General features: G+C 65.4%; 22 protein-coding genes. 12 read left to right on the top strand and 10 right to left on the bottom strand.

The genetic code is table 11. The features are described from left to right. Positions 1-278: 278 nt before the first annotated feature. Both HNR60_RS12805 and HNR60_RS12810 read right to left on the bottom strand, forming a co-directional pair. A complete protein-coding gene (locus tag HNR60_RS12805) occupies positions 279-434 on the bottom strand; it encodes a hypothetical protein (protein WP_184258053.1) in 156 nt (51 codons plus the stop codon). A gap of 70 nt (positions 435-504) precedes the next feature. After that, complete coding sequence (locus HNR60_RS12810) at positions 505-1,035, bottom strand: hypothetical protein (protein ID WP_184258055.1); 531 nt, start codon at positions 1,033-1,035, stop codon at positions 505-507. 805 nt (positions 1,036-1,840) lie between these two features. On the opposite strand from HNR60_RS12810, the gene HNR60_RS12815 reads away from it, so the two are divergent. Next, the gene (locus HNR60_RS12815; RefSeq protein ID WP_184258057.1) at positions 1,841-2,596 is read left to right on the top strand and encodes a rhomboid family intramembrane serine protease; all 756 of its coding nucleotides are present in this window, start codon (positions 1,841-1,843) and stop codon (positions 2,594-2,596) included. Between the two features lie 298 nt (positions 2,597-2,894). Then, a complete protein-coding gene (locus HNR60_RS12820; RefSeq protein WP_184258059.1) occupies positions 2,895-3,326 on the top strand; it encodes a CBS domain-containing protein in 432 nt (143 codons plus the stop codon). Positions 3,327-3,404: 78 nt separating this feature from the next. Here HNR60_RS12820 and HNR60_RS12825 read toward each other — a convergent pair whose 3' ends face one another. Then, positions 3,405-4,439, bottom strand: a complete 1,035-nt coding sequence (locus HNR60_RS12825; protein WP_184258061.1) for a patatin-like phospholipase family protein — start codon at positions 4,437-4,439, stop codon at positions 3,405-3,407. Between the two features lie 108 nt (positions 4,440-4,547). Further along, on the bottom strand, positions 4,548-4,832 hold the full coding sequence (locus HNR60_RS12830; RefSeq protein WP_184258063.1) for a hypothetical protein: 285 nt from the start codon (positions 4,830-4,832) through the stop codon (positions 4,548-4,550). Between HNR60_RS12830 and HNR60_RS12835 the strand changes: the two genes are divergently transcribed. Then, on the top strand, positions 4,831-5,898 hold the full coding sequence (locus HNR60_RS12835) for a hypothetical protein (RefSeq protein WP_184258065.1): 1,068 nt from the start codon (positions 4,831-4,833) through the stop codon (positions 5,896-5,898). The genes HNR60_RS12830 and HNR60_RS12835 overlap by 2 nt on opposite strands. 178 nt (positions 5,899-6,076) lie before the next feature. Then, the gene (locus tag HNR60_RS12840; protein ID WP_184258067.1) at positions 6,077-8,548 is read left to right on the top strand and encodes an EAL domain-containing protein; all 2,472 of its coding nucleotides are present in this window, start codon (positions 6,077-6,079) and stop codon (positions 8,546-8,548) included. 202 nt (positions 8,549-8,750) lie between these two features. Here the strand turns inward: HNR60_RS12840 and HNR60_RS12845 are convergent, their stop codons facing one another. Beyond that, on the bottom strand, positions 8,751-9,314 hold the full coding sequence (locus HNR60_RS12845) for a nitroreductase family protein (RefSeq protein WP_184258069.1): 564 nt from the start codon (positions 9,312-9,314) through the stop codon (positions 8,751-8,753). An 8-nt stretch (positions 9,315-9,322) separates the two neighbouring features. Continuing rightward, a complete protein-coding gene (locus HNR60_RS12850; protein WP_184258071.1) occupies positions 9,323-9,547 on the bottom strand; it encodes a hypothetical protein in 225 nt (74 codons plus the stop codon). Positions 9,548-9,652: 105 nt separating this feature from the next. Here HNR60_RS12850 and HNR60_RS12855 point away from each other — a divergent pair, with 105 nt between their 5' ends. Together HNR60_RS12855 and HNR60_RS12860 are read left to right on the top strand one after the other, a co-directional pair. Next, entirely contained in the window at positions 9,653-9,955 is a 303-nt protein-coding gene (locus HNR60_RS12855) for a type II toxin-antitoxin system HigB family toxin (RefSeq protein ID WP_184258073.1), read from the top strand. A gap of 10 nt (positions 9,956-9,965) precedes the next feature. Next, the gene (locus HNR60_RS12860; RefSeq protein ID WP_184258075.1) at positions 9,966-10,337 is read left to right on the top strand and encodes a helix-turn-helix domain-containing protein; all 372 of its coding nucleotides are present in this window, start codon (positions 9,966-9,968) and stop codon (positions 10,335-10,337) included. 1 nt (position 10,338) lies between these two features. Here HNR60_RS12860 and thrS read toward each other — a convergent pair whose 3' ends face one another. Next, complete coding sequence (thrS, locus tag HNR60_RS12865) at positions 10,339-12,381, bottom strand: threonine--tRNA ligase (RefSeq protein WP_184258077.1); 2,043 nt, start codon at positions 12,379-12,381, stop codon at positions 10,339-10,341. Between the two features lie 178 nt (positions 12,382-12,559). On the opposite strand from thrS, the gene HNR60_RS12870 reads away from it, so the two are divergent. Beyond that, on the top strand, positions 12,560-12,988 hold the full coding sequence (locus HNR60_RS12870; protein ID WP_184258079.1) for a DUF3574 domain-containing protein: 429 nt from the start codon (positions 12,560-12,562) through the stop codon (positions 12,986-12,988). A 99-nt stretch (positions 12,989-13,087) separates the two neighbouring features. Beyond that, complete coding sequence (locus tag HNR60_RS12875) at positions 13,088-14,668, top strand: S10 family peptidase (RefSeq protein WP_430694926.1); 1,581 nt, start codon at positions 13,088-13,090, stop codon at positions 14,666-14,668. On the opposite strand, the gene yidD is transcribed toward HNR60_RS12875, so the two are convergent. After that, positions 14,658-14,987 (bottom strand): membrane protein insertion efficiency factor YidD, encoded by a 330-nt coding sequence (gene yidD / locus HNR60_RS12880; protein WP_184258081.1) that lies wholly within the window; start codon positions 14,985-14,987, stop codon positions 14,658-14,660. The genes HNR60_RS12875 and yidD overlap by 11 nt on opposite strands. A gap of 234 nt (positions 14,988-15,221) precedes the next feature. On the opposite strand from yidD, the gene HNR60_RS12885 reads away from it, so the two are divergent. Then, entirely contained in the window at positions 15,222-16,151 is a 930-nt protein-coding gene (locus HNR60_RS12885; RefSeq protein ID WP_184258083.1) for a COG3904 family protein, read from the top strand. A gap of 267 nt (positions 16,152-16,418) precedes the next feature. Here HNR60_RS12885 and HNR60_RS12890 read toward each other — a convergent pair whose 3' ends face one another. Then, positions 16,419-16,874 (bottom strand): iron-sulfur cluster assembly scaffold protein, encoded by a 456-nt coding sequence (locus tag HNR60_RS12890; protein WP_184258085.1) that lies wholly within the window; start codon positions 16,872-16,874, stop codon positions 16,419-16,421. Between the two features lie 242 nt (positions 16,875-17,116). Here HNR60_RS12890 and folE point away from each other — a divergent pair, with 242 nt between their 5' ends. Together folE and hisI are read left to right on the top strand one after the other, a co-directional pair. Further along, on the top strand, positions 17,117-17,815 hold the full coding sequence (folE, locus tag HNR60_RS12895) for a GTP cyclohydrolase I FolE (RefSeq protein WP_184258087.1): 699 nt from the start codon (positions 17,117-17,119) through the stop codon (positions 17,813-17,815). Positions 17,816-18,058: 243 nt separating this feature from the next. Further along, positions 18,059-18,502 carry a phosphoribosyl-AMP cyclohydrolase gene (gene hisI / locus HNR60_RS12900; RefSeq protein ID WP_184258089.1) on the top strand — a complete coding sequence of 148 codons (444 nt, stop codon included), beginning with the start codon at positions 18,059-18,061 and terminating at the stop codon, positions 18,500-18,502. Between the two features lie 192 nt (positions 18,503-18,694). Here hisI and HNR60_RS12905 read toward each other — a convergent pair whose 3' ends face one another. Beyond that, positions 18,695-19,399, bottom strand: coding sequence for a hypothetical protein (locus HNR60_RS12905; RefSeq protein WP_184258091.1), 705 nt, complete (start codon positions 19,397-19,399; stop codon positions 18,695-18,697). A 231-nt stretch (positions 19,400-19,630) separates the two neighbouring features. Here HNR60_RS12905 and HNR60_RS12910 point away from each other — a divergent pair, with 231 nt between their 5' ends. Continuing rightward, complete coding sequence (locus HNR60_RS12910) at positions 19,631-20,650, top strand: lytic transglycosylase domain-containing protein (protein WP_184258241.1); 1,020 nt, start codon at positions 19,631-19,633, stop codon at positions 20,648-20,650. The last annotated feature ends 153 nt before the right edge of the window (positions 20,651-20,803 follow it).

Consider the following 20,803-nt stretch of genomic DNA (forward strand, 5'->3'; position numbering starts at 1 on the left):
GGCGTGGCAAAAACTCGTCGCACAACCCCACACAATCACATCAATCGGGATGCGAGACTGGGCACATGTCGGTCAATCTCAATGACCGTTGGTATTAATTATGAGTTGGCAGCCCAGGGCCGATCCTTGCGGGCGGTATCGTAGACCGGGACGCCGGTGGGGTAGACGCTTGCATCAGCCCGAGACGCTACCCTCGCTCGACCTGTTATGTAATCATTTTGATTCAAAACAAAAAAAAGCCCGCCAATAAGCGGGCTTCCGATTGGTCGGGTGACCCGCTAGGCGGCTTGCTGGTTCTTCGTAGCCAGATAAGCGCGGTCGTTCGACCCAAAAAGCGACGTCCTCTTGAAGGCTTCTAAACCCACCAGATCGATAGCGTCGCTGAAAGCCTTCCTAAGCTCAGCTTTGAATTCCGCTGTCTCTCGCTGGCTCATAGTGCTCTCCTGCCTGTGGTGCGTTCCTAGATACAACGCATATGCTTCGGCTTCGTTACTTTGATCTAGATCAAGTCGCTTTGGTTATGTAGAGCCAAGCGCCCTTCATAACAACCGACTTGAAGCGAGAAACGGCAGCGAGGTTCCCTACGGCTCCTCGAAAGAAGGCGTAGTCCTCCGGGCTCCGGAGATGGAACTTGATCTCCTTCGCGCTCATTTCGGGCCAATTATCTGATTGAGATAATTGAACAATTCCGTAGAAAAGTTCGACGAGATTATCGATGTACCGTGAGGTCGTATCGTCCTCCGCAAAGTCCAGCGCCGGGGACATGGTCACCATCCGAATGCGGAGCACCGGATCCGGGTGTCCCGGCAGGGGAGAGCAATTGGCTTGGCAGACGATTTCAGGAAGATCATCTCTATGCTGAAAGGCGAAAATACCTGCCCGACGCTCCGGTTTGAGAGCCAACTCGTCCAGGACAAGAAAAGTCCCTCGCGCAAAGTCCTCGAACGGCTCCCCCGCCTGTTCGCATTGCTGACGCCAGCCATCCTTGAGCCGCTGGTAGCTTCCGTCGAAACCGTGGAGCTGAATTAGAGCCATTTTTGCACTTGCGCTGAATCGGTGGCGCAACCTAAACGGCAGGTCTTGGAATGGCTATCGTTCGTTTGGACTGCCTTCGCAGCATTCTCCCGCCCAATCGTTCCAGTCGGCGAGGGGAAGCCGTCTCGTCTTCAGCGCTACCTCGCGTGAATGGCGCAAGGAAGCCTTTCGGGTGGTCGTGCCAGTTGGGCTTGATGCACACCGCGCCTGGCGTACCACAGGCCTCGCAGGTCATCCGTCGCCCGACTCACGCGATGGCCGTACGGGAGCGTGTCGAGCCGGACATCGGCGCTGCATGCACGCCAGGCAGGCCACGTTGGCCGTGACCTGCCCGTCGGCTATCCAGTCGGCCGGGCCGCGACCTGGCCGCGTCTGGACCCTGCCGCGGTTGACGTCGGGAACGGCGATCAGGGGTCGGGCGGAAAGCGCTCAGCCCGAGGAGGCGGAGGTCGGCGGCTGCGATCTTGCGCCCCTCGCTGGCGTGCTCATGTTTTTCGAAATCTCGTTTTATTCTACAGTTTCTGGCCGAGCTTTTCGCTCGTGTTTTCAGAAATAGATTAATAATGTCAACGCTATATAGGTTTTCTCTGGTCCTTGCCTTTTTCGTGCTATGTCAGGATCGGCGGGCCGGGCCGATCCCGCGCTTGCACCAAGCTGCCGGGCCGCCTATGGGGCCATCGCTGGTGGCTCACAAAGCTTGGTCCTCACGAGAAGTCTGATCGATCCACCCCCGAACCGGATGTGTCCTGGCCGAAGCCTGACCGCAGGTGCCTCGCTGCGGGACACGAGCCCTGAAGGCCAGACCTTGCAAGCCGTCGATCCTCCCCGCGAACCGATCCTGACCCTGCCGGGCGCTTTGACCGCCTACGTCGCCTTGCTGGCGGTGATCCATCTGCGCGTGCTGCTGCCGCCGGAATGGGACTACTGGAGCATCGAGCTGTTCGGCTTCATCCCGCTGCGCTACGATTCGACGCTGCTGGCGACGCCGTTTCCCGGCGGCACCGCGGCCAAGATCTGGACCTTCGTCAGCTATTCGCTGCTGCACGCCAATCTCAGCCATCTCGGCTTCAACGTGCTGTGGCTGCTGCCGTTCGGCAGCGCCTTGGCGCGGCGGTTCGGCGCGCCGCGGTTCTTCCTGTTTATGGCGGTGACCGCGGCCGCGGGCGCCGCGGCGCATCTCGTTACCCACGAGCACGCGATGGCGCCGATGATCGGCGCCTCGGCCTCGGTGTCGGGCGCGATGGCGGCGGCGATCCGCTTTGCCTTCGTGCCGGGCGGCTTCCTGTCGTTTCGCCGCGGCGACGCCGAGAGCGCGGCGCGGGTGCCGGCGCAGCCGTTGAGCCGGGCGCTGCGCGACCCGCGGGTGCTCGGCTTCCTGGCGGTGTGGTTCGGCATCAACATCATCTTCGGGGTGGGATCGATCGCGATCGGCGCCGAGGGCGCCAGCGTCGCCTGGCAGGCGCATATCGGCGGGTTCTTCGCCGGCCTGTTGCTGTTTGCGCTGTTCGATCCGGTGCCGCGGGCGCGGCCCGCCGCCGACGGCTCTTTCCCCGAGAGTTGAGGCCTGCGGTTAATCGCTACCTTGCGCCAGGTGCCGGTTTGATCCATCATTGTTGCAAGTTATTTGCAGTTAACGTGTGTCGGGCCACCGCGGTGGCGCCGTCACTGCGCCGGATGGCGATTGAAAAGATCGCTCTTGAGCAAGTGGTTAGAGCAGACATCTGATCTGCTCTCGGAAGCGAAGCAGGGTCCGCAGCCGCGCCACCCTGAACGATATCGCAGCTGATCTGTTCACTGACTGCTACTGCCAAACAAAACCAACGGCGCCAGCAAGGCGCGTTCTCTCAGGGAGACGAACCATGACGGTAAGCGCAATTCTTGAATCCAAGGGACGTCAGATCGTGGGTGTCGAGCCGGACACGCCGCTGCATGCCGCGGTCAAGGTGCTGGCCGACCGCCGGATCGGCGCCGTGCTGGTGATGACCCGCGGCCGGCGCATCGAGGGCATTCTGTCGGAACGCGACGTCGTCCGGGTGCTCGGCGAACGCGGCGCCGGCGTGCTCGACGAGCCGGTTAGCGCGGTGATGACCCGCAAGGTGATCCATTGCCGGCCCGCCGATACCGTCTCGGCGATGATGGAGCTGATGACCTCCGGCAAGTTCAGGCACATCCCGGTGATCGAGGACAACGAGATCGTCGGGCTGATCTCGATCGGCGACATCGTCAAGTGGCGGTTGCGCGAATACGAGCACGAGCAGCAGGCGCTGCAGGACTACATCAAGACCGCCTGAACCCTCGCGCGGACCAGCGCCAGCAGCCGACTGGCGCTCATCGCGAATCCGAACGTTCCGTAATAAGTCTTTACTGTCCTAAGCCTTTTCGGAGTCGGCCAGCGCCTCCGCCGGGGTCTCCGGGGCGATGATCTCGATCGCCTCCTGAATCGACTCGATGGCGCGCTCCGCGGCGCGCGCGCCGTGACCGATCATCTCGTCGGCGCGGTGGAAGTCGAACCAGCCGATCTTGCCGACCCGCGGCGAAATCAAAAGGTCCGGCGGATCGCCGGCCAGCCTGGCCCGGGTGATGCGGTCCTGCATGATGTTGAAGGCGTCGACCATCACGGTGGAGATGCCGGGCCGTTCGCTGGTGCCGAACAATTCGCGCTTCATGAAACGTTCCGCCGAGAAGAACCGGCCGAAGCCGCGCCGCGGCGCCGGGCTTTCGATCACCGTCTCGATCTCCTCGATCGGGGTGCCGTGCGAGAAGATCGTGGTGCCGTGACCGAACACGTCGCTCGAGACGTTCGCCGCGATGACGATTTCGGCGCCGAGCGCGCGCGCCGCCGACACCGGCACCGGATTGACCAGCGCGCCGTCGACCAGCCAGCGGTCGCCGATCAGCACCGGCGCGAAGATGCCGGGCAGCGCATAGGAGGCGCGGACCGCGTCGACGATGCGGCCCTGGGTCAGCCAGATTTCGTGGCCGGTGCGCACCTCGGTGGCGACGCTGGCGAATTTGATGATGAGATCGCTGATCTGGATCTGGCCGAGCGTCGCCTCGAGCTGGGCGGCGAGCTTGTCGCCGCCGATCAGCCCGGAGCCGTTCAGCCGGATGTCGAGATAGCCGAAGATGTTGCGCGGCTGCAGGCTGCGCGCCCAGTCCTCCAGGCTGTCGAGATGGCCGGCGGCGTAAGCCGCGCCGACCACGGCGCCGATCGAGGTGCCGACCACGACGTCCGGCACGATGCCGTTGGCGAGCAGGGTGCGCAGAATGCCGATATGGGCGAAGCCGCGCGCCGCGCCGCCGCCGAGCGCCAAGCCGATCACCGGGCGTCTGATACTACCGAGGCCGACCTTGTCGCGGCCAAGCGATGCCTGCTGGCCGCGCCCGATCAGGTTTTCCAACACCAAACACTCCCCACTGACATCCTGATTTGAGTTCCCAAAAGGGATCTAATTGCGGCGGGTGCTTCCCGCCAGTCCCCCCGACAAAGCAGGTTTGATGCCGCAAATGCGTCAAGCCCAGCACGATGATTCGCCGACCACCGTGGAATCGAGAAAATCTGACGCGCATGCCCATCTAACCAGGCAAAGCCGACCAAAAGGTTTCGCCACTTTGGTTTCGCTGTAAACCGCAATGGTGACCACACCGCGATACTGCCGGGCGGAATCCGGCTTTTCCACGCGGAATGCGTGGGTTTTCGCAAAATTCCGCCCGCCGCCCGCAAGCTTGCCGCGTCGCCGCCGGGCCATGCTGCAGAGGCTTGAATTCGCCGCGTTTTCGGTGAAAACCATCGGCATGACGTCAACCGATAAAGCTGGCTCAGAATGTGGTCGCCGCCGCGGCTGGCGGATCGCGTTCGCGCTGGCCGCCGCACTTGCATTGGGCGCGCCGCAGTCTGCCGTGGCGCAGTTCTTCAGCGACCGGCCGCCGCCGATCCCGCCGGCCTCGGTGCCGGAGCCGCCGGCCGGTGGCGCGATCAGCCTGGCGCCGCCGTCGGGACCCGCCGCCGCGCCGCCCGGCCTGCCGCCGACGCTGATCCAGCCGCCGGTGAGCGCGGTGACGCCGCCCGCGGTGTCGCCATTGCCGCCGACGCCCGCCGCGCCGCCGCAGGCGGTGCTGGCGCTGACCGCGCGTTACGGCAAGGATCTGCCGGTGATCGGCAACAACCTGATCTGGCGGGTGTATACCGACCGCCCCGACGAGACCGGGGCGTTCAAGCTGGTCCGCGAGGATCGCGGCGCCACGCCCAATATCGTGCTGCCGCCGGGCAGCTATGTGGTGCACGTCGCCCACGGCCTGGTCAGCGCGGTGCGTCCGGTGACCTTGAAAACCGAGACCGACCGCGAATCCTTCGTGCTGCCCGCCGGCGGCTTGCGGATCGAAGGCCGGGTCGGCACCAGCAAGATCCCGCAGAACCAGATCTCGTTCAGCATCTACAAGGGCAGCCAGTTCGAAGCCGGCGAGCGTGCGCCGCTGCTGCCGAACGTCGCCGCCGGCGACGTGGTGCTCGTGCCCGAGGGCACCTATTACATCGTCTCGAATTACGGCGATGCCAATTCGGTGGTGCGCTCCGACATCCGGGTGCAGGCCGGCAAATTGACCGACGTCATCGTCACCCACCGCGCCGCGGTGATCACCCTGAAGCTGGTCGGCGACAAGGGCGGCGAGGCGCTGGCCAACACCGCCTGGTCGGTGATCACGCCGGGCGGCGACGTGGTCAAGGAGTCGATCGGCGCGTTCCCGCGCGTGGTGCTGTCCGAAGGCGAGTATCGCGCCATCGCCAAGAACGAAGGCAAGATGTTCGAGCGCGGCTTCAACGTCGTCAACGGCGTCGACGGCGAGATCGAAGTCATCGCCCGCTGATCGAGGTACCGTTGCAGTCCCGCGCGCTGTCACAGTCACTAACGCGCACTAACCATGGGGCGACTTAAAAGCTTCATAATTCACGGTTTTTGGCGCCGGCGCGGCAGCGTTTACAGTGTCTTAATGCGACCGGCCTTGGAGTGCGGCAGTTGGAATTGCTGCGCTGTGGGGACTAGCCGTGACTGCTGCCAAAAAACTCTCTGCCAAAATCGACTCCGAGATGTTCGGCGATATCCCGGTGCTGAAGCGCAAATGGCGCGCCGCGCTGAAGCCCGGACAAACCCTGCCACGCTACGAAGACGTCATGCTCGGGAGCCTGGGCAGGCTGGCCGATCACATCGTGCTGTTGAAAGGCGAGGGCGCCTCGCTCGCGGTGTCGCGCAGCGGCCGCTACATCCAGGAATGGCTCGGCCAGGACGCCTGGGACGTGCCGCTCAGCGCGCTGCCGGCGGATTGCGCCACGGCGCTCGCCGAAGCCGCCGGCTGCGGCATCGAGACCGGCCGGCCCTATCTGGCGGTGGCGCATTGCGTCCGCGCCGGCATGGTGCGGACCTACGACGTGGTGGCGTTGCCGACCGCGTCGCGCTGGGGCGAAAAACTGATCGGCGTCTACGTCAACGAGCGCGGCGCGCAGTACAATCTCTTGGACGCGATCTTCTCCTCGACCGACGACGGCATCCTGTCGCTGGCGGCGATCCGCAATTCCGACAACCGGCCGTTCGACTTCCAGATCGTCCATCTCAACGAGGGCGCCTGCCGGCTGATCGGCGCGCCGTCGACCGCGTTGCAATGGAGCCGGCTGTGCGGCGGCGGTCATCTGTTGTGTTCGACGACCGTGGTGGCGAGGCTGCTCAACGTGGTGAGCAGCGGCACCAGCGACGTGCTCGAAATCGATCGCGGCGAGCAGACCATCCGGCTCAGCGCCACCGCGTTCGGCGACGTGGTGTCGCTGACGGTGTCCGACGTCACCTCGCTGAAGAAGCGCGAAGATTCGTTCCGGCTGTTGTTCGACAACAATCCGATGCCGATGTGGGTGTTCGACGCCACAACCACCGAGTTCCTCAGCGTCAATGACGCCGCCGTGCAGCATTATGGTTTCGACCGCGAGACGTTTCTGCGGATGAAGCTGCAGGATATCTGGCCGGAGGATGAACGCGACGAGCATCTGCGCAGCGTTCTGCAAGTCGGTGATACGCATTACTCGGGCCGCAACTGGCGACATCTGAAGGCCGACGGCAGCGAGATCGAGGTGCTGACCTTCGGCCGCCAGGTGGCGTTCGACGGCCGCGACGGCTTTCTGGTCGCCGTCGTCGACATCACCGAGCGGCGCAAGGCCGAGGCCAAGATCGCCTTCATGGCGCACCACGACGGGCTGACCAATCTGCCGAACCGCGGCTCCTATCAGGAGCATCTGCAGCAGGCGCTGGAGCAGAGCCGGCGCGCCGGCACCAAGGTCGCGGTGCTGTGCATCGACCTCGACCTGTTCAAGAACGTCAACGACTCGTTCGGTCATCCGACCGGCGACCGGCTGCTGCAGAAGGTGGCGGACCGGCTGCGCCAGGAGGTCGGCGGCAACGACCTGGCGGCGCGGTTCGGCGGCGACGAATTCGCCATCGTGCTGGGCGGCATCAACGCGCCGCACGAGGCCAGCGATTTCGCCGCCCGGCTGATCGAGGTGTTGAGCGTGCCGTACGATCTGGACGGCCCGGAGGCGGTGATCGGCGCCTCGATCGGGATTGCGCTGTCGCCCGGCGACGGCGAAGACGGCGAGGAATTGCTGCGCAACGCCGACATGGCGCTGTACCGCGCCAAGGCCGAGGGCGGCGGCACCCACCATTTCTTCGAACGCGAGATGGACCGCCAGGCCCAGAAGCGCCGCGACATGGAGATCGACCTGCGCCGCGCCTTCGCCAAGGGCGAATTCGAGCTGCACTATCAGCCGCTGGTCAATCTCGCCGAGGACCGCATCACCGGCTTCGAATCGCTGCTGCGCTGGCGGCATCCGGTGCGCGGCATGATCTCGCCGGCGGATTTCATCCCGGTGGCCGAGGACATCGGGCTGATCGTCGGGCTCGGCGAATGGGTGTTGCGGCAGGCCTGCGCCGAGGCGGTGAAGTGGCCGGCCGACATCAAGGTCGCGGTCAACCTGTCGCCGGTGCAGTTCCGCTGCCGCAGCCTGGTGCAGGTGGTGATCGCGGCCCTCGCGCAGTCCGGGCTGTCGCCGACGCGGCTCGAGCTGGAAATCACCGAATCGCTGTTTCTCGCCGACACCGATGCCAATCTCGCCACGCTGCATCAGCTGCGCGAATTGGGAGTGCGGATTTCGATGGACGATTTCGGCACCGGCTATTCGTCGCTGAGCTATCTGCGCAGCTTCCCGTTCGACAAGATCAAGATCGACCGCTCCTTCGTGCAGGATCTGGCGCAGCGGCCGGATTGCCTGGCGATCGTGCGGGCGATCTCCGGGCTCGGCCGCAGCCTCAACATCACCACCACCGCGGAGGGCGTCGAGACCTTGGATCAGCTGGACTGGCTGCGCGCTGAAGGCTGCAACGAGGTGCAGGGCTTCCTGTTCAGCGCGGCGCGGCCGTCCGCCGACATCGACGGCCTGCTGTCGCGGTTCGGCGTCCGCGCGTCGGAAGCGGCGTGAGCGCTTGTCGAGATCGCTCGCTGCGCTTCAGAATCGCAAGCCGTCATTCCGGGGCACGAGCAGCTTCGCTGCGAGTGAACCCGGAATCCAGTATTCCAGGGCGGTGAGTACTGGATTCCGGGTTCGCTCGGCCTATCGGCCTCGCGCCCCGGAATGACAGCCGCGTTGAGTGAGTTGCCTCAACCCTTGATCGAAACGCTGCTCAGAACCGCGTCACGATCTCGCTGAGCGTGGGGCGGGGGCGTTCGCTGCTGTGGCGCTGCGGCGTGCCGATATGGATGAAGCCGGCGAACCGTTCCTCCGGCTTCAGCCCGAGGCGGTCCATCACGTCGCGGTCATAGGCGAACCATCCGCTCAGCCAGTTGGCGCCGTAGCCGAGCGCGGTCGCGGCGGTGACCAGGTTGAGCGCGCTGGCGCCCGCCGATAATTCCTGCTCCCAGGCCGGCACCTTGTCGTGTGGCTTCGGCGAGGAGACCACCGCGACCACCAGCGGCGCCTGCCGCAGCGCGCCGCGGGCGGCCTCGACGTCGGCTGCCGGCGCCTCCGGATGCTTCTGCGCAAACACCTCGGCGATGATCGCGCCGGCGCGGTCGCGGGCCTCGCCCTCGAACACGATGAAGCGCCACGGCGCGAGCTTGCCGTGATCCGGCACCCGCGCGCCGATGGTCAGGATGGTGTCGAGCTCGGCCGGCGAGGGCGCGGGCCCGGTCATCTCGCGCGGCTTCACCGAGCGGCGGGTCTTCAGGAATTCGACGACGTCGGACATGGCAGAGCTCACTTTAATCCAGGAGTCGTGTTCGCGGCGGTCTTGGCCGGCATCATGGCGGCGCGGTCGAGCAGGTCGCGGCCGAGGTCTTCCAGGATCTGCCGGGTCGCCAGGAACAGGCTGTGGCCCTGGTCGGTCTCGATCGCCAGCGCCACCACGGTCGGCTGGTTGGGATCCGGGATCAGCTGATAGGCCCGGATCGGATAGGCCGGCAGGTGCTGTTCTTCGGTCATGGTGTCCTCGGCAGCCCGGTGGGTATTCGGATCTATCTAAGCGCTCGCGCGCCCTGTCGCAAGCGGGCCTTGGTCCCAGGGTGGGACTATGCTATAAGTTGTCTCGTGAGAGTTATTGCGCTCAGCACGATCAAAGCGTTTCTCGACCGCGGCTCCAGCGTTGCCGACGCGCGTGAGCCGCTGATGGCTTGGTTTCGCCAGATCAGGCAAGCCGACTGGGCGAGACCGGCGGACGTCAAACGCGATATCGGAAGCGTGAGTATTCTCAAAGACGGCCGCGCGGTGTTCAACATTGCCGGCAACAAATATCGGATCGTCGTCTGGATCAACTATCCCTACCGGGTCGTCTATATTCGATTTATCGGCAGTCACAAACAGTACGACGCCATCGACGCCCAGAAGATCTGAGAGCACCACCATGGACATTGCACCGATCAAATCGCAACGCGACTACCGCCGGGCCTTGAAGGAGGTCGAGGGCCTGATGGCCGCCCGCCGTAACACCCCCGAAGGCGATCGGCTCGATGTGTTGGTGACGCTGGTCGAGGCGTGGGAGCGCAAGCATTATCCGCTCGACCTGCCGGATCCGGTGGAAGCCATCAAATATCACATGGAGCAGAACGGGCTGCAGCCGCGCGATCTCATTCCGTTTATCGGCAATCGAAACCGGGTGCACGAAGTGCTCAATCGCAAACGCGAACTGACTCTTGGCATGATCCGCAAACTGCACGAGGGACTCGGCATTCCCGCCGAATCCCTCATCAATGTCGGGCAGCCCAAGGCGGCCTGATTTACCCCTCGTCCCGCGCTCGCTTGACGTCCGGCGGCACCGCTTCTTCGACCAGGGCGGCGATTGCCTCGGCAGTCGGCAGCACGGTCTGGCCTTCGCTGCCGAGCCGTCGCACCGAAACCTGATGGCTTTCGGCTTCCTTCTTGCCGACCACCAGCAGCGCCGGGATCTTGGCCAGCGAGTGCTCGCGCACCTTGTAGTTGATCTTCTCGTTGCGCAGGTCGAGCTCGACCCGCAAGCCGGCCTTGCGTGCCGCCGCCGCCACCACCTTGGCGTACTCGTCGCCTTCCGAGGTGATGGTGGTGACCATCACCTGCACCGGCGACAGCCACAGCGGGAAGTGGCCGGCGAAGTGCTCGATCAGGATGCCGGTGAAGCGCTCCATCGAGCCGCAGATCGCGCGATGCACCATGATCGGCGTCTTCTTGGTGCCGTCGGCGTCGATGTAGAACGCCCCGAACCGTTCCGGCAGGTTGAAGTCGACCTGCGTGGTGCCGCACTGCCAGTCGCGGCCGATCGCGTCGCGCAGCACGTATTCGAACTTCGGCCCGTAGAACGCGCCTTCGCCCGGGTTGATCGACGTCTTGATGCGGTCGCCGGAGGCCGCCTCGATTTCGCTCAGCACGGTGGCCATCACGCGTTCAGCATGATCCCAGCTCTCGTCGGTGCCGACGCGCTTCTCAGGCCTTGTCGAAAGCTTCACCACGATGTCGCCGAAGCCGAAGTCCGAATAGGTCGACAGGATCAGCTCGTTGATCTTGAGACACTCTTCGGCGAGCTGCGCCTCGGTGCAGAACACATGGGCGTCGTCCTGCGTAAAGCCGCGCACCCGCATCAGGCCGTGCATCGCGCCGGACGGCTCGTAGCGATGCACCACGCCGAATTCGGCCATCCGCAACGGCAGGTCGCGGTAGCTCTTCAGCCCGTGCTTGTAGATCTGGATGTGGCCGGGGCAGTTCATCGGCTTCAGCGCGAACCAGCGCTTGTCCTCGGCCTCGTCGCCGGCGGACTGCGCCGCGAACATGTTTTCGCGATACCAGTCCCAATGCCCGGAGGTCTCCCACAGCACCTTGTCGAGAATCTGCGGCGCGTTGACCTCGGCGTAGTCGCCGGCGAGCCGGCGGCGCATATAGGCGATCAGGGCCTGGAAGATGGTCCAGCCCTTGGCGTGCCAGAACACCACGCCGGGGCCTTCTTCCTGAAAATGGAACAGGTCGAGCTCGCGGCCGAGTTTTCTGTGGTCGCGTTTTTCCGCCTCTTCGATCTGGTGCAGATAGGCGTCGAGGTCTTCCTGCTTGGCGAAGGCGGTGCCGTAAATGCGCGTCAGCATCGGGTTGTTGCTGTCGCCGCGCCAATAGGCGCCGGCCACCTTCATCAGCTTGAAGGCGGTGCCGATTTTTCCGGTCGAGGTCATGTGCGGGCCACGGCACAGATCGAACCAGTCGCCCTGGTAGTAGATCTTGATCGGCTCGGTGCCGGGAATCGCGTCGACCAGTTCGACCTTGAACATCTCGCCCTTGTCGGCGAACACCTGCTTGGTTTTCTCGCGGTCCCAGACGTCCTTGGTGAACGGCGTGTCGCGGCCGATGATCTCGCGCATCTTCTTTTCGATCGCGGCGAAGTCCTCCGGCGTGAACGGCTCGTTGCGGAAGAAGTCGTAGTAGAAGCCGTTCTCGATGGTTGGGCCGATCGTGACTTGCGTACCGGGCCACAAGGCCTGCACCGCTTCGGCGAGCACATGGGCGCAGTCGTGGCGGATCAATTCCAGCGCGCGGGCGTCGTCGCGGGCGATGAAGTCGATCTTGGCGTCGTGGTCGATCGGATCGGCGAGGTCGGTCAACACGCCGTCGAGCGCCATCGCCACGGTGCGTTTGGCGAGCGAAGGTGCAATGCTCTTGGCGATCTCGAGGCCGGTGGTGCCGCGGGGATATTCCCGGGTCTTGCCGTCGGGGAAGGTGACGGTGGCGTGGCTCGCCGAGGCCGGCTTCAGATTGCTGAGGCTGTATTGGAATCCCTGGGCGGCGGGCGCGGATTTATCAGGCATCATGTTCTCCTTTGGCTCACTCCTGCGAACGAGCGCAGGTAAGCGTAAGGCAGTGGTATAGCAGCGGAATCGGGCGTTGCAACGGCGGAAAATAGCGCCGAGGAAGCGGCGCGGCGGGTTTTTGGCGATCGGCTCGAGGCGAGGGCGGCCAGTGGTCCGCCGACGGAACGGAGGGGAGATGTCGCGACGGGATTTGACCACGCGCGCCGGTTTGGCCGCGGTCGTGGTGTCGGTGCTGGCGCTCGGCGGCTGCGCGTCGCTGCCGCAAGCCTGCGTGGCGCCGTCGCAGCCGATGCTCAGCGCCGAGCTGATGTTCGGCCGCACCCTGCGCGGTGGCGTGGTCAGCGAGGCGGCGTTCGCGCGCTTCGTCGCCGACGAAGTCACGCCGCGATTTCCCGACGGGTTGACGGTGCTCGACAGCCACGGGCAATGGCGCAACCCGGCGACCGGCGTGCTGGTGCGCGAGCCGTCGAAAGTCCTGCAGATCGTGTTCGCCGACGATCCGGACAAGCGCGCGGCGCTGACCGATATCGCCGAGGCCTATAAGCGCCAGTTCCGCCAGCAATCGGTGCTGATCGCGCTGCACGGCGCCTGCGTTAGCTTCTGACTCAAACGATCGTGCGTTGCGCCGGCCGCCGGGCTGTCGCAGCCTCGCCACGAAAGTCTGGAACGTTGCGGAGGCGCGCCTGGCCGCGCGGAGGACCTGATGATGCGACACTGGCCGCGGCGTTCTGTCGGGATCGCGCTGGCGCTGGCGACGTTGGCCTGGCCGCTGGCGGCCGCGGCGCAGGATGCGGCGAGCGCTGCGAGCCCGCACGGCCGCAGCGACAGCGCGCCGCCGCCGCGCAGCGCGGCGCCGCCTGCCGCAGCCAGCGATCAGCACCGGCTGCCGCCGGACTCCACCACCCAGCACACCCTGACGGTCGCCGGCCGCACGCTGAGCTTTTCAGCCACCGCCGGCTCGATCCGGCTGTTCAACGGCAAGGGCGAGCCGCAGGCCGACATCGCCTATACGGCCTATCTGCGCGACGGCGCCGACGCCCGCAGCCGGCCGGTGACCTTCCTGTTCAATGGCGGGCCGGGGGCATCCTCGGCCTGGCTGCAGTTCGGCGCCGCCGGGCCGTGGCGGCTGGCCTTCGAGGGCGAGGGCCTGAGTTCGTCGGCGGTGCCGGAGCTGCAGCCCAACGCCGAGACCTGGCTCGACTTTACGGATCTGGTGTTCATCGATCCGGCCGGCACCGGCTACAGCCGCTTCGTCGCGACCGGCGAGGAGGTGCGCAAGCGGTTCTATTCGGTCGATGGCGACGTCAGCGCGATCGCGCTGGTGATCCGGCGCTGGCTGGAGAAATCCGACCGGCTCTTGTCGCCGAAATTCCTCGCCGGCGAAAGCTATGGCGGGATTCGCGGGCCGAAGATCGTGCACGATCTGCAGACCGAGCAGGGCATCGGGGTGAGGGGGCTGATCCTGGTGTCGCCGCTGTTCGACTTCCGCGACTATTCCGGCTCCAGCCTTCTGCAATATGTCGCCAGCCTGCCCAGCATGGCGGCGGCGGCGCGGCAGGCCAAGGCGCAGGTGAAAACCACCATCAGCCGCGCCGATCTCGCCGACGTCGAAGCCTATGCGGGCGGCGACTTCCTGCGCGATCTGGTGAAGGGCCAGGCCGACGCCGAGGCGACGCGGCGGCTGGCCGATCGGGTCGCGGCATTGACGGGCATCGATCCGGTGGTCAGCCGGCGGCTGGCGGGACGGTTCGACAGCTCCGAGTTTCGCCGCGAATTTGATCGCCGCAATGGCCGGGTGACCGGCCGCTACGACGCCTCGGTGCTGGGCTTCGATCCCAATCCCGACTCCAGCTCGGCGCATTTCGGCGACCCGTCGCTGGAGCCGCTGTTGGCGCCGCTCACCAGCGTCGCGGTCGATCACACCACGCGGCGGCTCAACTGGCGGCCGGACGGCTCTTATCAGCTGCTCAATGACGAGGTGGGGCGGGCCTGGGATTTCGGCCGCGGCCGCAATCCGGTGGAATCGGTGACGCAGCTGCGCCAGGTGCTGGCGCTGGATCCGAAATTCAAGCTGTTGGTGACGCACGGCCTGTTCGATCTGGCGACGCCGTATTTCGGCTCCAAGATCATCCTCGATCAGCTGCCGGCCTATGCCTCGCCGGACCGCGTGCGGCTCGCGGTCTATCCCGGCGGCCACATGTTCTATTCGCGCGACGCGGCGCGGCAGGCGCTGCGCGGCGAGGTCGCGGCGATGATCGAGGGCAATGCCGCGGTCAGTCGTTGACGCCGCGCCAGCGCGCGTAGCGCCAGGGCAGATACCAGCGCGCGCCGGCGGGCGCGGTCAGCGGCACGTTGTCGATGCCGTGGGTGCCCCAGGGCTGGCAGCGCAGCAGCCGCGCCAGCGTCATCCAGCCGCCGGCCCATAGCCCGAAGCGTTCGATCGCCTCGTCGCCATAGACCGAGCAGCTCGGCAGATGCCGGCAATGATAGCCGACCAGCGGCGACAGCGTGTGGCGATACAGCCAGATCGCGCCGCGTCCGGCGCGACCGGGCAGCCGCATCATCGCCTTGGCACAGTCCGGACAGCTGATTGCGTGTTTCATGAGCGGGTTGTCACAACATTGCGCTTCGCACTGCACGCTTGGTGCGCAACGGAGCATTACCTAAGGAAGCATCGGTGCCACAGTGCTGAAATATCGCACCTTTTTCGGCTTTACGCACGAAAAGTCGTATGGACGCCTGGCCCCGCCAGAGATACCTTTTTGATGTCGCTTACGTGACGGATTCGTGTGGTGCCCAAATGCCGACGCTGGACCAGCGCGGGAAAGGAACCAGACTTGAAGCTCGTGCGGTCGCTCAGATTTGTCGGCAAGGTGCTGTTCTGCGCCGTTGCCCTGCGTGTGGTCCTGGCGGTGGCGTCGACGGCGCCTGGCACCCTGGCGCAGGCCGGCGCCGGCGGGCAGCTCGAAGAACGCAAGCTGCCGATGCGGTTCAACTGGGTGGCCTGCGAGCCGAATTGCCGCGGCTGGATTTCCGCGGTCGGCATCGTCACCGCCGAGACCCCGAAAGATTTCGACGATTTCGCCCGCGGCCGGCCGCTCGGCGGCGCCGCGGTGGTGCTCGATTCCAGCGGCGGCTCGGTCAACGACGCCATCACGCTGGGGCGGCGCTGGCGCAAATTGGGACTGCGCACCACCGTCGGCAGCACCATCGAAGTGCCCATCCCGGGCGGCCTGAAGACCGCGATCGCGCCGCAGGCCTATTGCGAATCCATGTGCGTTTTCTTGCTGTTGGCGGGGAATGTTCGTTACATTCCGGAAGGCGCTCATGTGCGGGTTCATCAGATCTGGATGGGCGACCGCGCCGACGACGCCCGCGCCGCCAGCTACACCGCGCAGGACATGATGATCGTCGAGCGCGACATCGGCCGGCTGGCGAAATTCACCTTCGACATGGGCGGCACCGGCGATCTGTTGTCGCTCGCGCTCAACGTGCCGCCGTGGGAAAACCTGCACGAATTGTCGCGGCAGGAATTGGTGTTGACCAATCTGCTCACCACCGAGGTGCTCGCCGAGCTGCTGCCGCCGCTCGACCAGGGGCCCGCGGTCGCCGAACTCAAAGTCAAGCCGCAGCAGGACCGCGTCGCCAGCGAGACGCCGGTGGCCGCGGAGATCGTGGTGCCGGCGGCGGTGAAGCCGACCAAGACCGCCGAAGCCAACCTGCCGACCGGCGGCCAGAGCGGAACCGCGGCCCAGCCGCAGCGCTAACAGACGCACTCCTCGCGCTGACATGAGTGGTTGCCAGCACTTCACCCACCACCCGTCATTCCGGGGCGCACCCGCAGCGCCAAGACAGCTCGCGCTCAACCACAACGACGTCGTCATTCCGGGGCGCGAAGGGCGATAGCCCAAGCGAACCCGGAATCTTGCTGCGAGGGCTGCCGGTCGCCTGTTGCGAGATTCCGGGTTCGCCCGTCGCTGACGCGACGCGCGCCCCGGAATGACAGTCGCTTTCGGCTTAACGTCAGAACGAAGCTAACCTTCCGCCGGCACCGATTGCCCGGCCTTGGCCTCGATCTGCCCGATCGCATCGACCACGGCGTCGAAGGTCAGCAGCGTCGAGGCGTGGCGCGCCTTGTAGTCGCGCACCGGCTCCAAGAGCGCGATGTCGGCCCATTTGCCCTGCGGCGGCGCGCCGTTCTCCTTCAGCATTTTGCGCACGGTCTCGCGCAGCTCGCGCAATTCGCCGGCGGTCGAGCCGACCACGTGCTGCGCCATGATCGAGGAGGAGGCCTGGCCGAGCGCGCAGGCTTTCACGTCGTGGGCGAAATCGGTGACCACCGGGCCGTCCATCCTGAGGTCGACCTTGACGGTGGAGCCGCACAATTTGGAATGCGCGGTGGCGCTGGCGTCCGGCGCCTCCAAGCGTCCCAGCCGCGGGATGTTACCGGCGAGTTCGATGATGCGCTTGTTGTAGATGTCGTTCAGCATGGGATCTGTGATCTCGTCGGACGCTTGGCGCGCTGGATTGCTCCCCTATATAGGGCTGAGCAGCCAGAAATACAGTCTGACGGCTTTTGCGATCACGCGGAATTTGGCAATTCACATCACCTGTTCCAGTGTTACACTTGGCGCTGAACTTGATGTGAGGGCTTCAGGCGCCCGGCGGTTGCAACGCCGCCCGTCTGCCCGGTGACACTCCGGTCCGAAGCGGCCGGTCGAACGGAGAAAAGATGGACGCATTGATCAAGCCGCTGCGAACCGGCAAGCCCGACGGCAAATCCGCAGACGGCAAAGAGTTTCGCCCCGCCGAGCTCGACCCTGCGGAATTCCTCGCCGCCGCCGTGAAGCCCGACCATCCGCGGCCGTCGCGCGGCGAGGCCGAGCAGGCGGTCAAAACGCTGCTCGCCTATATCGGCGAGGACATTTCCCGCGAGGGCCTGCTGGATACGCCGCGCCGCGTCGTCGAAGCCTATGACGAACTGTTCCAGGGCTATCACCAGTGTCCTGCCGAGGTGTTGAACCGCACCTTCGGCGAGACCGCGGGCTACGACGATTTCGTGCTGATCCGCGACATGAGCTTCACCTCGCATTGCGAGCATCACGTGATGCCGTTCTACGGCAAGGCGCATATCGCCTATACGCCGGTCGAGCGCGTGGTCGGGCTGTCGAAATTGGCGCGGCTGGTCGATATCTTCGCGCACCGGCTGCAGACCCAGGAGCATCTCACCGCGCAGATCGCGGCTGCGGTCGACGAAGTGCTGAAGCCGCGCGGCGTCGCGGTGATGATCGAGGCCGAGCATACCTGCATGTCGGTGCGCGGCATCGGCAAGCAGGGCGCGATGACCTTCACCAGCCGCTTCACCGGCATGTTCCGCGACAATCCGGCGGAGCAGGCGCGGTTCATGTCGATGATCCGCGGGGGGCGCTAAGCCTCTTCATCTGCTGCAAACGCCGTCATCCTGAGGTGCTGCTCCGCAGCGCCCTGGCGCTGCGGAGCAGCCTCGAAGGATGACGCCGCAAGGACAGCGCTTGAACGATACGCGCGGCTGCACTTCAATGCCTGCGGCCCATCCTTCGAGACGCCAGGCTTCGCTCTTCGAGCTTCGCCTGGCTCCTCAGGATGACGCCGAGTGTGTGATTTCTTCCAAGGGATTGGCCCAAGGGATTTGCCGATGTCTGCACCAACCACGCCTGCCACTGCACCCGACGACGTCGAAGAAGGCCTCGCGCTGCGTCCGAAATTCGACGCCGCGGGGCTCGTCACCTGCGTCACCACCGATGCCTTGAGCGGCGACGTGTTGATGGTCGCGTTCATGAACGACGAGGCGCTGCAGAAGACCATCGAGACCGGCGAAGCCTGGTACTTCAGCCGTTCGCGCGGCCGGCTGTGGCGCAAGGGCGAAAGCTCCGGCCATGTGCAGCGGGTGCTGGAGATGCGGGTCGACTGCGACCAGGACGCGGTGTGGATCAAGGTCGAGCAGGGCGGCGGCGCCGCCTGCCACACCGGGCGCAAATCCTGCTTCTATCGCCGCGTCGACCGCGACGCCGAAGGCGCGCCGCTGTTGTCGCCGGTCGACGCCGAGCGGCTGTTCGATCCCGCCAAGGTCTATCGCTGAACGGTCAGAGCTTGAGCGCAAAAGCGGCAAGCATCATCAATGGTCTTCGTCATTGCGAGCCGAGGGCGGCGCGCAGCGCCGACTGAGATGCGAAGCAATCCAGGGGCTTCACGCGTAGCCCTGGATTGCTTCGTCGCAAGAGCTCCCCGCAATGACGCGTTGAACGCCCGATTGCTGTGTCGATCGAGCGCGTCACGCCAGCCGGTTGGAAACCTCGCGCTGCTTGGCTGCGGCATCGGCGCCGCTCGCATTGGCGCCGGTCGGATCGGCCACCGCCTCGATATAGTCCACCGCGGCGCTGCGCAGCTTGCCGTCGGTCAGACTCATCACCTCGGACAGCGTCTGGATGTTGATCGAGCGGATATTGTACTTGGTCCAGGCCGCCTGCTGCTCTTTGCTGCCGGCGGTCTCGCCCTTTTCCTTGTTGTAGAGGTCGAGCGCGGTGGAGGCCGCCTTCAGCGCGTTGAGGCCTGCGATCGCCTTCAATTCCTTGGCGAGTTCGGGTTGGTCGGCGAACAGCTTCTCGATCTTCTTCTTCCACGGGCCTTCGGTGGTGACGTTGCCGAATTTGTCGACCTTGAGCCGCACCGAGTCGTCGAGATTGACGTTGAGATAGGCGAACGCCTTGGTGAGTTTCTCGGCCAGCGCATCGCTGCGCTTTTCCAGCCGCTCGTCGAAGGTCAGTTTGAGGTCGGCCATCGCATCGGCATCGGCCTGCGCCTTGGCCAGCATCGCCTTGGCGTGCTCGGAGAGTTCGACCTTGTCGGCCGAGGCTTGTGTGCCGGGCGTCGTGGCTGTGGTGCTGGTCTTGGCAGCCGACGGGTCGGGCTTCGACCCGCTCTGCAACAAGGCTGCGGATGAGGTGTTGGAGTTGGTGCTGGTCGCAAGGGCGAGCATGTCAACCTCCCGCGGTTGCCTGCCGAACGATTCGTCGGCGCATGCGGTTCAGACATAATTAGAAACACGGTCTGGTTAACCCATCGTAACGCAGCGATGCGCGGCGATCGTCGTTGTTAACGGTCGCCAATATCGTTAATGCTGCATTAACCATAGTGTCTGAAGGTGACATTCGAGGTGCGCCCCGTGGCGCTCGTACTAACCGCGCCGCGGCCGGTCGCGGAGGGCCCGATGCCGGTCGATGCTACAATCAGCTCAGCACCATCCGCCGCGGGCTCGCGCGCGCAGATTGCCGGCGCCATCAAGCAGGCGGCGGGCTCGACCGGGACCAATTTCGGTTACCTGGTGACCACCGCGAAGATGGAATCGAATTTCGATCCCACCGCGGCGGCGTCGACGTCGTCGGCGAAGGGGCTCTATCAATTCATCGAGCAGACCTGGCTCGGCACCGTCAAGGAAGCCGGCAGCCAGTTCGGCTACGGCCAATATGCCGACGCGATCACCAAGTCGGCCAGCGGCGGCTATTCGGTCAGCGATCCCACGGCGAAGGCCGCGATTCTGAAGCTGCGCGACGATCCGGTGGCGAGCTCGGCGATGGCCGGGGTGCTGACGCAATCCAACAGCTTCAAATTGACCGGCGAGATCGGCCGCCGGCCGAGCGACGCCGAACTCTATATGGCGCACTTCATGGGCGTCGGCGGCGCCGCCAAGCTGATCAACAACGCCGAGAACAATCCGAACGCGTCGGGTGCCGCGCTGTTTCCCAACGCCGCCGCCGCCAACCAGTCGATCTTCTACGACCGCTCCGGCGCCGCGCGCAGCGTCTCGCAGGTCTATTCGGAACTGTCGTCGCGCTACGACCAGGCCGCCAATTCGCAAGCGACGCTGGCGACGCTCGCCGCGGGCGGGGCGATGCCGCTCACGCTCGCCAGTGCCGTGGCGGCGCCGGCCGACAGCGGCGCCTATCTGTCGAGCTTCCCCGACCTGCGATCGGCGACGCCGCCCGCCGCGACGTCGAACGCGCCGACCACCACGGCGCAGTACCAGCCGGGATTCCGCTCGTTGTATCAGCCCGGCGATCGCGCCGAGCCGGTGTCAAGCACGGTGCAGGAATTGTGGGGCAGCCGCACCTCGACCACGTCGACGACATCGACCGATGCGGCGTCCTCGGCGCTGGCGCGGACGCCCGCCGTGCGCGCGCCGCAGCCGCTCGATCTGTTCAGCGATCGCTCCGGCGCGTTCAGCGGTTAGATACAAATCCAGCCGTCATTCCGGGGCGCGAGGGCGTAAGCCCGAGCGAACCCGGAATCTCGCTGCGCGGTGAGCGCCGGCCCGGTGGCGAGAGTCCGGGCTCGCTCGCAGCCGTAGCGCGTCGAAGACGCGTGTGAACGCGCGTCCGGCTCG

The sequence above is a fragment of the Rhodopseudomonas rhenobacensis genome (assembly GCF_014203125.1).
Lineage (GTDB): Bacteria > Pseudomonadota > Alphaproteobacteria > Rhizobiales > Xanthobacteraceae > Rhodopseudomonas_A > Rhodopseudomonas_A rhenobacensis.